The sequence below is a fragment of the Mesorhizobium sp. 131-2-1 genome (genome assembly GCF_016756535.1).
Taxonomy (GTDB): Bacteria; Pseudomonadota; Alphaproteobacteria; order Rhizobiales; family Rhizobiaceae; genus Mesorhizobium.
The window spans coordinates 6,331,000-6,343,757 of the sequence record NZ_AP023247.1 but is presented as its reverse complement, the minus strand read 5'-3'; the positions used below and the strand labels follow the sequence as shown (position 1 = coordinate 6,343,757).

Annotated in this window: 12 protein-coding genes; 11 read left to right on the top strand and 1 reads right to left on the bottom strand. The window is 62.3% G+C overall.

All coding sequences use genetic code 11. The features are described from left to right. Positions 1-38 precede the first annotated feature (38 nt). Positions 39-356, bottom strand: coding sequence for a transposase (locus JG743_RS30545; RefSeq protein ID WP_069091149.1), 318 nt, complete (start codon positions 354-356; stop codon positions 39-41). Between the two features lie 231 nt (positions 357-587). Between JG743_RS30545 and JG743_RS30540 the strand changes: the two genes are divergently transcribed. The 11 genes from JG743_RS30540 (at position 588) to nodS (ending at position 12,395) form a co-directional block, all read left to right on the top strand. Further along, positions 588-1,463 carry an AraC family transcriptional regulator gene (locus JG743_RS30540; RefSeq protein WP_202296103.1) on the top strand — a complete coding sequence of 292 codons (876 nt, stop codon included), beginning with the start codon at positions 588-590 and terminating at the stop codon, positions 1,461-1,463. Positions 1,464-1,533: 70 nt separating this feature from the next. Next, positions 1,534-2,622, top strand: coding sequence for a threonine aldolase family protein (locus JG743_RS30535; RefSeq protein WP_202296101.1), 1,089 nt, complete (start codon positions 1,534-1,536; stop codon positions 2,620-2,622). Positions 2,623-3,004: 382 nt separating this feature from the next. Next, on the top strand, positions 3,005-3,460 hold the full coding sequence (locus tag JG743_RS30530) for a GNAT family N-acetyltransferase (RefSeq protein WP_202296099.1): 456 nt from the start codon (positions 3,005-3,007) through the stop codon (positions 3,458-3,460). Between the two features lie 344 nt (positions 3,461-3,804). Next, positions 3,805-4,773 carry an omptin family outer membrane protease gene (locus JG743_RS30525; RefSeq protein ID WP_202296097.1) on the top strand — a complete coding sequence of 323 codons (969 nt, stop codon included), beginning with the start codon at positions 3,805-3,807 and terminating at the stop codon, positions 4,771-4,773. A gap of 425 nt (positions 4,774-5,198) precedes the next feature. Beyond that, a complete protein-coding gene (locus tag JG743_RS30520; protein WP_202296095.1) occupies positions 5,199-6,161 on the top strand; it encodes an ArdC family protein in 963 nt (320 codons plus the stop codon). Between the two features lie 206 nt (positions 6,162-6,367). After that, positions 6,368-6,787, top strand: a complete 420-nt coding sequence (locus JG743_RS30515; RefSeq protein ID WP_202296093.1) for a DUF2958 domain-containing protein — start codon at positions 6,368-6,370, stop codon at positions 6,785-6,787. A 79-nt stretch (positions 6,788-6,866) separates the two neighbouring features. Next, positions 6,867-8,597 carry a ParB/RepB/Spo0J family partition protein gene (locus tag JG743_RS30510; protein ID WP_202296091.1) on the top strand — a complete coding sequence of 577 codons (1,731 nt, stop codon included), beginning with the start codon at positions 6,867-6,869 and terminating at the stop codon, positions 8,595-8,597. A gap of 244 nt (positions 8,598-8,841) precedes the next feature. After that, entirely contained in the window at positions 8,842-9,816 is a 975-nt protein-coding gene (locus JG743_RS30505; protein WP_202296089.1) for a hypothetical protein, read from the top strand. A gap of 420 nt (positions 9,817-10,236) precedes the next feature. Continuing rightward, on the top strand, positions 10,237-11,418 hold the full coding sequence (gene ubiM / locus JG743_RS30500) for a 5-demethoxyubiquinol-8 5-hydroxylase UbiM (RefSeq protein ID WP_202296087.1): 1,182 nt from the start codon (positions 10,237-10,239) through the stop codon (positions 11,416-11,418). Between the two features lie 98 nt (positions 11,419-11,516). Continuing rightward, positions 11,517-11,744 (top strand): hypothetical protein, encoded by a 228-nt coding sequence (locus JG743_RS30495; RefSeq protein WP_202296085.1) that lies wholly within the window; start codon positions 11,517-11,519, stop codon positions 11,742-11,744. 45 nt (positions 11,745-11,789) lie between these two features. Beyond that, a complete protein-coding gene (gene nodS, locus JG743_RS30490) occupies positions 11,790-12,395 on the top strand; it encodes a nodulation methyltransferase NodS (RefSeq protein ID WP_010913819.1) in 606 nt (201 codons plus the stop codon). The last annotated feature ends 363 nt before the right edge of the window (positions 12,396-12,758 follow it).

Here is a 12,758-nt window from a genome sequence, read left to right as displayed (position 1 = left end):
CAATGAGTGCAGCCGTAGCCGCCCCTGGTAGCCGTTCGTCAACATCGGCCGGCAGTTCGTTGGCATGCTCGTACTCGGCTTCGAGTTTTGGCGTATTCTGCGTTCAGCGCTTTGATCGGCGCCTGCTGCTTCGCCGTCAGGCCGGGGAACGTTCCAGCCAGTTGGCGCAGTTCGTGGGCATGTCCGTAAGGCGTCTCGACCGCGACCGATATGGGCGGGAAATCCTTTGGCAGCATGCGCCAGCCGCCATCTGATCGGGCCATGTAGCGGATCGCGTTCAAGACCTCGCGCAGGTCCGTCACCACGCGCCGCCCGGTCTTGGCCGCGCCCGGCAGGAACGGTTTATCCGCGACCATTCCTCATGCGTCAGATCGGAGGGGATAGCGCTTGGTCTTCTTCTTGATATCGGCCACACGGCCACGCGTCGCTCGGGTCCACATCCCAAGCTTGAAACACGATTAATCCCGCCAATCCGCTGCCCGCCCTGCAGCAGGCCCCTCTTCGGGCGGCAATTAATCCTGCTTCGGTTTGAAATTCGCGACGTGTGCACGATATCGTTGTGACGACCGACCTGGATTGATCATCAAGTGGCCGATACCGCCGTAGAATGCGACGAAAAGGCGCGCGGCCGTTCTGAACCTCCGGGCCGACCGCCGCGCAATCGTGCGGTGATGAAGCACTCCGATGTCCTTGGCGGGCTCGATTACCTGGCGGCGGATTATCACCGGCAGGATTTCTCCAAGCATATCCACAACGAGTATCTGATCGGGCTGATCGAGCGAGGCATCCATGATGTCTGGTGCCGAGGTGAGGTTTGGCACGCCGGTAGCGGCACGGTCGCGACCTTCGCGCCCGGCGAACCGCATTTCGGGGGTGCTGGTGACGATCTTGGCTGGAGCCAGAAAATCTTCTACATGCCCGAAGGCCTTATCCGGCAAGTCCTTGAGGACAGCGGCCAAAACGAACCCGGAACGATCGACTTCAAAAGCCCGTTCCAGGAGAATGCCCCAGTTGCACACGGCCTCAGCGCGTTTTGGCGCCTGCTTGAACATGGGCATAGCTCGGCACTGGAGATCGAGGAGTATTTGATCCGTTTCCTGCCCCACGTCTTCGCACAGGCCGGCGGATCGCGCGTTGCTGGGCCAAAATTCGTGCCACCGAGGTTCCGCGACGTGCGTGACTTCATCCATGCCCACTTTGACGAAGTCCTGCAGCTCGCCGCCCTGGCCGCCCTCGCCGGATGCTCCAAGGCGACGCTGATCGATGGCTTCAAGGCGCATTTCGGGTTGCCCCCCACCCGCTACCTGATCCAGGTCCGCATCGACGAGGCGCGACGGCTGCTGAGGCGAGGTCAGCAGGTCGCCGAGGTCGCCGTCGCGGTAGGGTTCGCGGACCAGAGCCACCTGACCCGGCACTTCAAGGCGGTGCTGGGGGTGACGCCGGCGCGTTACCTCTCGGTTTGAATATCGTTCAATAAAGCGCGCGGCGAACCGTCTAGCTTGGACGCTCAATGGATGAAACGAGCGTCAGACCATGAACGAAAGCAAGCAGACCCGCCCCCGCGACTTCACCAGCGACAACATCGCCGGCGTCTCCCCCGAGGTGATCGCAGCCATCACCGCGTGCGCGTCGGGTCAGGCGCTTCCCTACGGCAACGATGAGCTGACGCATACCGTCGAGCGCCAGCTCGCCGAGGTGTTCGAGCATGCGGTCGACGTGTTCCTCGTTTCGACGGGGTCGGCGGCAAACGCGCTGGCGCTCGCGGCGATTACGCCGCCATGGGGCAGCATCCTCTCGCACGCCGACGCACACATCAACCGGGACGAGTGCGGCGCGCCGGAGTTCTACACCGCCGGTGCGAAGTTGGTGCAGCTTCCAGGCGAGGCTGGCAAAATCGACATCGACGCCTTGGCGGCCAATGCAACGCGCATGGTGGGCGATATCCACTCGGTCCAGCCCTCCAGCGTCAGCATCACGCAGGCGACCGAGATGGGATCGGTCTACGCGCTCGACGAGATCAAGGCGATCGGACATATCTGCCGATCAGCGAACCTGGCGTTCCACATGGACGGTGCTCGCTTCGCCAACGCCCTCGTCACTCTGCGCTGCTCGCCAGCCGAGATGACGTGGAAGGCCGGCGTCGACCTTGTGTCATTTGGCGCCACCAAGAATGGAACGTTTGGGGTCGATGCAGTCGTCTCGTTCCGCGGAGATCTCGCGAGCACGATAGCCTTTCGCCGCAAGCGTGCCGGCCAGTTGAGTTCCAAGATGCGCTTCATGGCGGCGCAAATGGACGGCTATCTGAGGGACGGTGTCTGGCTTCGCAACGCGACCCATGCCAATGCGATGGCATCGGCGCTCGCGCAGGGGTTGGCCCTGGTGCCAGGCGTGAAAATCCAGCAGCGTCCCGAGGCCAATATACTGTTCTGCAGACTTCCCATGTCCCTGATCCGGGGGCTGCTCGACATGGGATTCCGCTTCTACCATGATCGCTGGCAGACCGGGATCGTGAGGTTCGTCACCTCTTTCGCGACGACCGGGGCTGACGTGTCCGACTTGATCGGCGCGGCGACCAGCCTCTGCGCACCGGTCGGCTCGGCTGTTCCGGCTGGCGCCGAATGAGTGTGGCGACCGTCGAGCGCTCTCGCCGCCCGTCACGGATGTCCTCTTTGCTCGACTGCATTGTCCTAGCGTACTGGCCGCACGGGCGTCTCAGGCTGTATCGTTTGTCCAGGCTCAGACCTGCAAATTCATCTTACCTCGGCAAGGGGCTTCACCGTGCAGTTGTGATGTGACCGGTTGATTTTCTGTAAGAAGCTCCTCTATCTGCGCAATTGAGATAAAGTCATCCGGAACACTGCATGCCTGTAATATATATTTCGCATTATTTTATCATATTTTTGATGAAAAATGCTGTCCATTGGTCAGAGTTACCTAAAAGAGTGAGTCGGATCTGCGCGGATGGCAGCATGAATCGGGATTTTGACCACTAGCAGGAGAAAATATGCCTTTCATATCTACGCGCCGCGCCAACGCAACGGACGCAGGGACGGTCGTCCGTTTTATTCACGCGCTACTCGATGAACTCACTGGCGGGAAAGCGCCCGCGCCCGACGACGTGAGACAAAGCGCGCAGATAATGCTTGCCGACGCTGGCGTGGTCGCAGTGATCGCAAGTGCAGATGACGAGCCGGTCGGCATCATGGTGCTGAATGAATGCACGGCGATCTATGCAGGAGGTAAGTTCGGCTATATTTCGGAGCTGTATGTTCGACCCGAAAAGCGCTCCAAAGGGATTGCCCCTCAACTGCTTGAGGTCGCCTCGCGGGAAGGCCATGCGCGTGGTTGGAAGCGACTTGAGCTTGCAGCGCCCAGGCAACCAAAATGGAAGCGCACGCTCGATTTCTACCTGCGCAACGGGTTCGAGGAACTCGGCCCTCGGCTCTTTCGGATTATCTAGACTAGAGAGTTTGCTATGGGCTGGCTCAAAGCAACCTGCACGATCTCAGCGAATTGAGGTCCGGCGTGGTCGCTGCCTGCCGCTGCAATCGAACCAGCATCGTCATCGTAAATGTGTGCCTCGGATAATGCAGGGGTTCCCGTCACGCCGGCCGCCCGGAACGCATCGGCAAAAACCGCCGTTAATCGGGTCACGCTAACGGCGTTTCCTTGAGTGTTGAGGAACAGAGCCGAGGGCGGCAATTTTGCCAACCTACAGGGGCGCTGCATAGACGACCGCACGTGACGTGCACCCGGCACGCTGCGTATAGCCGAATGGCGGATGATTCCCATGAGGGTAGTCCTATGAAGTTGTACGCGAAAGTCTTTGGTGGAGCGGCAGCGTTGCTCGCTGCCTGGCCGGCGATGGCCAGCGACGCGGTGGCGAGCGAACCGGCGCCCTGCAATCCCAATTTCTCTTTCGTTGGCGGCGTCGGCGTCATCGACATCCAGGCCAACGAGCTGGTCTATCAGGCTCCCGGCAGCGGCTCGAAGCTGAGCCACCTTATCTGGGAAAGCACCTCTGCGGTCATCTCAGCCGAGATGACGGCGCGCAGCGAGGCCGGCTGGACCGCCAATCTTTCCGGCCAGATCGCCTTCAGCGGCGACAGCTACATGGAAGACTATGACTGGAACCCGTCATTCTTGACCAATGATGGCTGGAACGACTGGAGCAACCGTTCGCGCCATTCCGACACCGATCTTGATTACTTCTATTCGGCAACCGTCGCGCTCGGCCACGATTTCCAGTTCAGCGACCAGCTGCTGATCAACGTCAACGGTGGTTTCAAGTACACCTCGGTCAAGTGGACTGCCTATGGCGGCTCCTATGTCTACAGCGTTGCCGACTTCCGGGATTCGGTTGGCGACTTCCCAGGAGACGCAAAGGCCATCAGCTACCAGCAGAAATTGCCGGTCGCCTTCGCCGGCATCGATGCGACCTATGTCCAGGATCGCTGGAACTTCGGCTTTGCGCTGAAGGGCGGCACGACCTTCTCGGCCGGCGCTACCGATCATCACTGGATGCGTGACCTGCGCTTCGAGGATGATTTCGAATCGGCGCCGGTTCTGATGGTCGGCGGCAGCGTCGGCTACCAGTACAACGAGCGGACCAGCTTCTTCGTCTCCGGTTCCTACGAAAAGGTGTTCACCGCTCGCGGCGACTACAACACCTATGACATTGCGACCGGCGCAGAGACTGGCGGCGAAGACGACTGGATCGGCGGCGATTTTGCCGCGGCGACAGTGATGGTCGGCATCAAGACCTCGTTCTGATTGAACGAGTGCGACCGGAACGCCAAACAGATGTCCGCACGGCGCAGAAATCTGATGCGCCCGCGCGCCTGACGGCGCGTGCCGGGTGCTCGTGAACCGAGCCCGCTTTTTCTTCGCCAGGCTCAGGCGGTCTCGGCCATCCGGCTTCGCCCCCTGGCGCGGGCAGCCTGTCGGCTGCTGACGGTCGCCGCCCTGCCGGCCGGCGCGGTTTGTCTGTTGGCCTTTCCCGGCGGCGCGGGGTGGGCGGCACTCCCTTCTAGGCCCGCCGCGGCGTCCCGCAACCCTTCGCTTGCGCTTCGGGTCCTCCTCTTCGTTCCGGTCCTTCGGATGCGGTCCGCCTCCGACGGCGGGCCTTTCCGGTCGCGTCTCGCCGCCCACCCCACTTGCGGGGAAAGGCGCGGGATTGAAGAGCGGAGGACCAGACGATGCGTGCAAAACACCAGCGTTCCGGCAGCCGAGAGGCTGGCGCGGGCAGGGGCGGGCGCTCGGGCGCCAGCCTTTATCAGGAGATCACGGACCGCATCATTGCCGAACTGGAGCGCGGCACCGTGCCATGGGTCAAGCCATGGGGCAGCGCAAAGGCCGACCTCGGCCTGCCCAGCAACGCGGTCACCGGGCGCCGCTATTCCGGCATCAACATCCTCATCCTGTGGGGCGCCGTCATCGAGCGCAGCTATCCCGGCCAGAACTGGCTGACCTTCCGGCAGGCGCTTGCCCTTGGCGGCAATGTCAGGAAGGGCGAGCGCGGCACAACAATCGTGCATGCCGACCGCTTTGTCCCAAAGGGCGAGCAGGAGCGCGCCAGGACGGACGGCGGCGAGCCGCAGGCGGTGCCGTACTTGAAGCGCTTCACCGTCTTCAACGTCGCGCAGTGCGACGGCCTGCCCGAGCACCTTTATGGCAACGCCGAACCGCTGCCCGAACGCGAGATCGTCCCGCAGGCCGAGGCACTTATTCGAGCAAGCGGCGCGGATTTCCGCATCGGCGGCGATCGCGCTTTCTACATGCCGGGCAGTGACTCCATTCAGGTGCCGCCGCAGCCGGCATTCTTTCAGCAGATCGACTATTACCGCACCTGCTTCCACGAACTTGGCCACTGGACCGGCCACCCGGCACGGCTGGCGCGCGACCTCTCCGGCGCCTTCGGTTCCAAGACCTATGCGCGCGAGGAACTGGTTGCCGAAATCACTGCTGCCTTTGTCTGCTCGACCCTCGGCATCGAGCCGACCGTGCGCCATGCCGACTACATCGGCACATGGCTGAAGGTGCTGCGCGAGGACAATCGCGCCATCTTCCGCGCCGCCAGCCTTGCCTCCAAGGCCGCCGATTTTCTTCTGGGCTTCAACGCCGAGGCCGAAGGCGCGCAACAAGACGAGATCGCGGCATGAGCGCGCGCGATCGCCACACCCTGCGGACCGAGCCAACGCCGCAAGGCGAGCAGACGCTCATTCCCGGTGTCCAGCCACCACGCGCGACCGCCTCGCCCTTTTGGCCGACGCGCCGATGCGCCCACGCGCGGCGTAAAAGCCGCTCGATATCGGGCTGTTCGATGACGCCAGAAATCAACGCGCCCTGTTTTGAGAGGAGTTTTCCCATGATCCTGATCACCGACGAGCTTTGCGCCCTGCTGCTCGCCAATGGCGCAACCGACACCGAAACCGACCATGTCCCGGTGGTCAAACTGTTCGATCCTACCGGCCCAGCGACCTGGCTTCTCACCGAACTCGACGCCGACGGCGACACCCTTTTCGGCCTTTGCGACCTCGGCTTCGGCTTCCCCGAACTCGGCAGCGTCAGTCTTGCCGAGCTTGCAAGCGTCAAGGGGCGGCTTGGCCTCGGCATCGAGCGCGACCTTGGATTCAAGGCGCGCTTTCCGCTCTCCGTCTACGCCCAGGCAGCGTACAGCGCCGGCCACATCACCGAAGCCGACCGGCTGCTGCGACAGGCGGCAGAAGCCCTTGGCAACGCCGATTCCAAGCTTCCGCCCGACACGGCGGAACAGACGCGCCGCTAGGGCGCGAAAACCGTCCCGCCGCGCCGGCTTGCAGCCTCTGCGGCGGGGCAATCCCACCCCGCAACGAAGGAGACAAACCATGCAACTTGCCCACATTCCGCTTGATAAGCTCAACATTTCCGCGCTCAACATGCGCCATTCCAAACGCGCGCCCGACGTGTCGGACATCCTGCCGTCGGTTCGCGCGCGCGGCGTCCTGGTGCCGCTTTTGGTGCGGCCCAACGGCACACCGGAAAGCTTCGAGATCGTCGCCGGCCGGCGCCGCTATTTCGCCGCCAAATCGCTCGCCGACGAGCGCGGCCAGGGCAATGCCTTGCCCTGCGCCATCATGGAAGACGGCGACGACGCCGACGCGCTCGAGGCCTCGCTGATCGAAAACTTCGCCCGGCTCGATCCCGACGAGGTGTCGCAGTGGGAGACGTTTTCGCGGCTGATGAGGGAAGGCCGCACCATTCCAGATATCGCCGCAACCTTCGGCGTCACCGAGCTTCTGGTCAAACGCATTCTGGCGCTCGGCGATCTTCTGCCCAAGATCCGCGAGGCCTATCGGCGCGCCGACATCGACGCCGAGACGGCGCGCCATCTGACCATGGCCTCCAAGGCGCAGCAGAAGGATTGGCTGGCGCTTTATGCCGACCCCGAGCAATACGCTCCGCGCGGCCACCAATTGAAACAATGGCTGTTCGGCGGCCAGTCGATTTCTACCAAGGTGGCGCTGTTTGCCATCGAGGACTATCCGGGCCTGATCGTCTGCGACCTGTTCGGCGAGGACAGCTATTTCGCCGATGCCGACCTGTTCTGGCAAAAGCAGAACGAGGCGATTGCCGCCAAACGCGATGCCTATCTGGAAGCCGGCTGGCCCGAGGTCGCCGTGCTGGAACCGGGACAGCATTTCCAGTCATGGGACCATGAAAAGACGCCGAGGAAGAAGGGCGGCAAGGTCTTCATATCGGTCTCGCATCGCGGCGCGGTCGAATGCCACGAGGGCTGGCTGTCGCGCAAGGAAGCCCGCCGCGCCCGCGCGCAAGGCGAGGGCGGCGCGCCCGAAGAAACCCCCGCCAAGCCGTCGCGACCGGAACTCACCGGGCCGATGCAGAACTATGTCGATCTGCACCGCCACGGTGCCGTGCGTACCGCCATGCTCGACCATCCTTGTGTCGCGCTGCGCCTGATGGTGGCGCATGCCATCGCAGGCTCGGGCCTGTGGCAGGTTCGCCGCGAGCCGCAGCGCACCGCCAATGAAGCGGTGGCGGCAAGCATTGCTGCGTCCAGGGCCGAAGCCGCATTCGCCGAAAAACGGCGCGCGGTGCTGGCGCTGCTTGGGCAGGCCGACGAGGAGGGTGCGATAGCCGGCGGCAATGGCGACGCCTTTGCGCTTGCCGCAGTCTTTGCCCGTTTGCTGGCACTTTGCGACGACGACGTCATGCGCGTTCTCGGCCTTGTCATGGCCGAGACGCTCGAAGCCGGCAGCGCCGTCGTCGAGGCGCTCGGCAACCATCTGGGCATCGACATGGGCGCGTGGTGGCAAGCGGACGACGCCTTCTTCGACCTGCTGCGCGACAGGGAGATCGCCAATGCGATGCTGGCCGACCTCGCCGGCAAGCCTGTCGCCGACGGCAATGTCGCCGAGAAGGTCAAGACGCAAAAGAAGATCATCCGCGATTGCCTGTCGGGCGAGAACGGCCGCGAGAAGATCGACAACTGGCTGCCCAACTGGATGAAATTCCCGGTCGAAAGCTACACGAAACGCGGCGGCTTCCGCACCGCCGATCAATGGGCGAGCGTGCAGCCGCTGTTCGTCCGCCAATAGGTGCCAAGCCGGGCGGCGGCTCTTTTCAAGTGCCGCCGCCCCGTTTGCCTGCCGCTGGAATATTGGCTGATGCGCACGGCGATCCGAACAGCATGTGCCACGCGCAACGCTATTGTGCGTTGCACAAAAACCGACGCGCGGCTACACGTCCTTCCGTTGCGGGAATCGGGCTTGGACCAGCGGCGAGGCAGTGAGAACCGATGCTTCGTCGATATCATATTGCATTCATAGCTGAGGACCCTTCATGACCCTTTCGAGCCCTGACAAATCCGGCGCCGCCAGTCTCGAGGCCATCGCGCGAAACGGCGGCGTGCTGCGCCGCATCGCCGTGCGCATTCCGACCTATCTGTCGGACATTCGCGAGAACCCGGCATGGCTGCCGATGTTCGTGCTCGCCCGCACCATGCCGGCGCGCCGGATGCACTGGCGTGGGGCAAAGCCGGTTCGCGTGTCGCAAAAAGCCCACGACACGATGTTTGCCGGCGTCGATCGCCAGGAAATTGTCGAGGCGCTGCGGTCGGACGGGCTGTTTTGCGGGCTCGTCCTGCCGACTTCCATCCATGAGGAGATCGCCGCCTTCGCCCGCTACACGCCTTGTTTCGGCAATTTCGATCGCCGTCTCGAATTCATGGCTGAGGACCATGCCGAGGCCGAGAAGCGTTTCGGCCGCTCGCTGCTCAGCGGACACTTTTTCGAACACATCCTCGACTGCAAGGCAGCGGTCGCCATCCAGAACGACCCGCTGCTGCTCGACATCGCCGCGCATTATCTGGGCGCTCAGGCGAAATTGATCACCACACGCGTGTGGTGGAGCTTCCCGACCAGCGAGGCTTCCGACGCCGACAAGAACCGTGCCTCGCTCGGCAAGTATCATTTCGACCTCGATGACTGGCGGATGCTGAAATTCTTCTTCTATCTGACGCCGGTCGACGAGGGCACCGGCCCGCATGTTTATGTCCGTGGCAGTCATAACCGCCGCGCCATCAAGCATCAGCTCACGCTGCTTGTCGGCCATCCGGCGCAGGAGGTTCTCAAGGTCTATGGCGATGACAGTCCCGTCACGCTGACCGGCGAAGCCGGTCTCGGTTTCGTCGAGGATCCGTTCGGCTTCCATATGGGCACCGTGCCTTCGCGCACGCCACGGCTGATGATGGAAGTCGGCTTCGGCGTCTCGCCGCCCTCGCGCCGGCGCTTCCATGGCGAGCCGGTTATTCGCTGATCTCGCAAAAAGTCCTTAAAACAGCCTTCCCCAGATCAGACGCCTGGTTCTCCCTTGGGCTGGCTGGTGCCATGGCGTCGTCATGGGATCAGCTGGCACATGACTGGATTGGATCGATGTCATCTGACGCCGGTTGGGCCTCGACTGACCCAGATCAAGGCCACGCCCTTGTCGGCGTGGTTTGATCGCCCAGTCCTTCACGGGAAAACGCATGGGCTGACCGACAGCCTGGTCGTCGCTCCCATCATCTTGACAATCCAGATCATACAGCAGGCAAATGACGCTTCACCAGCCAGGAACCGACGTGAGAACCGCGCTTGAGGCGATGCGGGCAATAGATCACAGCGCAATCGATGCACGACCTGCGGCTCGACTCCCCCAACATCTCACGAAGAGAACCAACGCGCTGGCGGCACGCTGATGGCCGGCTGTGACGACAGCTTCGACATTATTGTCGTGGGCGCCGGGCCGGTCGGACTTTCCTTCGCCGCATCGCTTGCCCATAGCCAGCTCAAACTGGCGGTTGTCGAAGGGCAGTCCCTGGAAAGACTGGCAAGTCCGGCTTTCGACGGTCGCGAGATCGCGCTCACCCACGCCTCGATTGGAATCCTTCGCGAGCTCGGCGCCTGGGATGTTATCTCCGCTTCGGACAAGTCACCGCTTCAAGGCGCACGCGTCCTCAACGGATCGAGCCCGTTTGCGTTGTGTTTCGATGCCCCCGCCGGATCCGCGGAACCACTGGGCGTTCTGGTCCCGAATTGCCAGATCCGCGATGCCCTGTTCAAGATCATCCGCTTGCGGGGCCATGCCCGGCTGCTGTGCGGCCACTCGGTCGTGCGTGCAACAAACAGCCGTCAAGGAGCAGTGATAACGCTCTCCAATGGCAGGCAGCTGAGCGCTCGCCTTCTCGTTGCAGCCGATTCGCGTTTTTCCGCCACCCGCAATCTGCTCGGCATTGGCGCCGATATCAATCGGCTTGGCAACTCGATGCTGATTTGCCGGGTGAGGCACGAGCGCCCCCACCACCAGATCGCGATCGAATGGTTCGATCACCATCAGACGGTGGCGATGTTGCCCCTCGCGCCAGGCGTGTCGTCGCTGCTTTTGACTTTGCCCTCAAACGAGGCCGACGGACTGCTTGCCCTCGACGACGAGTTGTTCCTGAGGGAGTTGACAAAGCGCTGTCGAGGGCGCCTCGGCAACATGAGCCTGGCAAGCCAACGCTATATCTATCCGTTGGCCACGACCTGGGCGCACAGGTTCCGGGCGCCGAGCTTCGCATTGATCGGCGACGCTGCCATCGGCATGCACCCGGTGACCGCGCATGGCTTCAACATCGGCCTTGGCGGCCAGAAGCAGCTCGCCCGGGGTATAGAGACCGCATGGCGCGACCGTCGCGACATTGCCGACCCCGACATGCTCCACAGATATGAAAGCCGACTGCGCCTGTCGGCGGCGCCGCTCTACCATGCTACGAATATCCTCGTCGGACTCTACTCAAGCGAGCATCCGGCGGCACGGCTTGCAAGGCATGTGGGGCTGCGCCTCGGCCAACATCTTCCCTTTGTCCGTCATGGCATTGCGGCCATGCTGAGGCGGTAAACCCCAGTCACCATAGTGTCAGCATCAGCGTGCGGCGTCGTAGCAGGCGGGCGCGTGTGGTTCGATGGGAGCGGTCGCGGCTGCGCGGGATCAGCTTGATGAAGACGGGGCTGCTGAATGCCGCGAGCCTCTTCCATCGCGGATCGTCAACGTGTCAATCGCTGTGTGTGTGCGAATCCACGCCCAATTCCGCCTTCAATGTGTTCACTGCGTGGATGGTTGTCATCCAAACAATCAATTTTGCCAATCCTGCTGACCCAATTAGGAGCGTGACCGAAATCAACTGCCTCGGCCCGCAGTACGGTCCCGACCCTACCGACATCTGACGGCATTTGCAGCGCCGGTGATTGCTGCCTTAGCTAGGTGCGAATTTGACCCAAATCGATCATGAACTGCTGAATCGAGAAATGGCCGCAGACGATCCATGGCGGCTCGATGGCAACCCGTTCGAGCGGGAGCGCCACACCCAAATTCTCCGGTTGTCACTTGCGCAAGGTCGAGTCGCGAATGCGCTCGAAGTCGGGTGCGCTGCCGGCGCTTTTACGGAGCGGCTAGCCCCCATTTGCCAGCGGCTCACTGTGATCGATGTCGTGGAGCCAGCGATTACCCGAGCACGTTTACGCATGAAGGAGACGCCGCACATCAGCTGGATAATTTCCGATGTTCAACAGTTTTCGAGTGATGAGCTGTTCGACCTGATCGTCGTTGCGGAGGTTCTTTACTACGTCGGAGACCTCGTTCAGATCCGCGCGGCAGTCCGCAACCTGGTAGGTCTGCTTGCGCCAGGCGGGCAGCTGGTTTTCGGGTCGGCACGTGACGCCAATTGCCAACGCTGGGGGCACGCTGCTGGTGCAGAGACCACCATCGCCATGCTGAACGAATCGTTGACCGAGATCGAGTGCATCGAGTGCCGGGGCGCGTCGATCAATGAAGACTGCCTGCTGGCTCTCTTCCGAAAGCCGATTTCCGCTGCCTGATAAAACACTGGGAGACACTGTGCGCTTCTGCGGTGTCAAGCTGACCCAATATGCGGACGTATAAGAGCGCCCGATGCAACAAGTAGCTGGATCCGGTTGATGGTAACAACCGCTGACTACATCCGGCTTCTTCATGCGGCTCGATGTTCAGCGCCGCGAGCCTCGAGGGGTTTTCGCCCGCCTCCACCTCAACGGCCCCAGACGTCGGCCGAAGCCTTTCCGGTCCAGACATCAGGTTCGGAAGCGGCGGGGTGACCGTTCCCCACCTCTGCCATTTTGCGTAACGGCTTTACCCAATAAATGACCCATAGATGCCCACATGAAGCGAAGTCCTTATTTTGCATGGCTCCCTATGCGGGACGG

Coding starts and splice junctions, on each gene's coding strand:
- JG743_RS30545 (WP_069091149.1), bottom strand. CDS start 356: ATGGTCGCGGATAAACCGTTCCTGCCGGGCGCGGCCAAGACCGGGCGG.
- JG743_RS30535 (WP_202296101.1), top strand. CDS start 1,534: ATGAACGAAAGCAAGCAGACCCGCCCCCGCGACTTCACCAGCGACAAC.
- JG743_RS30530 (WP_202296099.1), top strand. CDS start 3,005: ATGCCTTTCATATCTACGCGCCGCGCCAACGCAACGGACGCAGGGACG.
- JG743_RS30525 (WP_202296097.1), top strand. CDS start 3,805: ATGAAGTTGTACGCGAAAGTCTTTGGTGGAGCGGCAGCGTTGCTCGCT.
- JG743_RS30520 (WP_202296095.1), top strand. CDS start 5,199: ATGCGTGCAAAACACCAGCGTTCCGGCAGCCGAGAGGCTGGCGCGGGC.
- JG743_RS30515 (WP_202296093.1), top strand. CDS start 6,368: ATGATCCTGATCACCGACGAGCTTTGCGCCCTGCTGCTCGCCAATGGC.
- JG743_RS30510 (WP_202296091.1), top strand. CDS start 6,867: ATGCAACTTGCCCACATTCCGCTTGATAAGCTCAACATTTCCGCGCTC.
- JG743_RS30505 (WP_202296089.1), top strand. CDS start 8,842: ATGACCCTTTCGAGCCCTGACAAATCCGGCGCCGCCAGTCTCGAGGCC.
- ubiM (WP_202296087.1), top strand. CDS start 10,237: ATGGCCGGCTGTGACGACAGCTTCGACATTATTGTCGTGGGCGCCGGG.
- JG743_RS30495 (WP_202296085.1), top strand. CDS start 11,517: ATGAAGACGGGGCTGCTGAATGCCGCGAGCCTCTTCCATCGCGGATCG.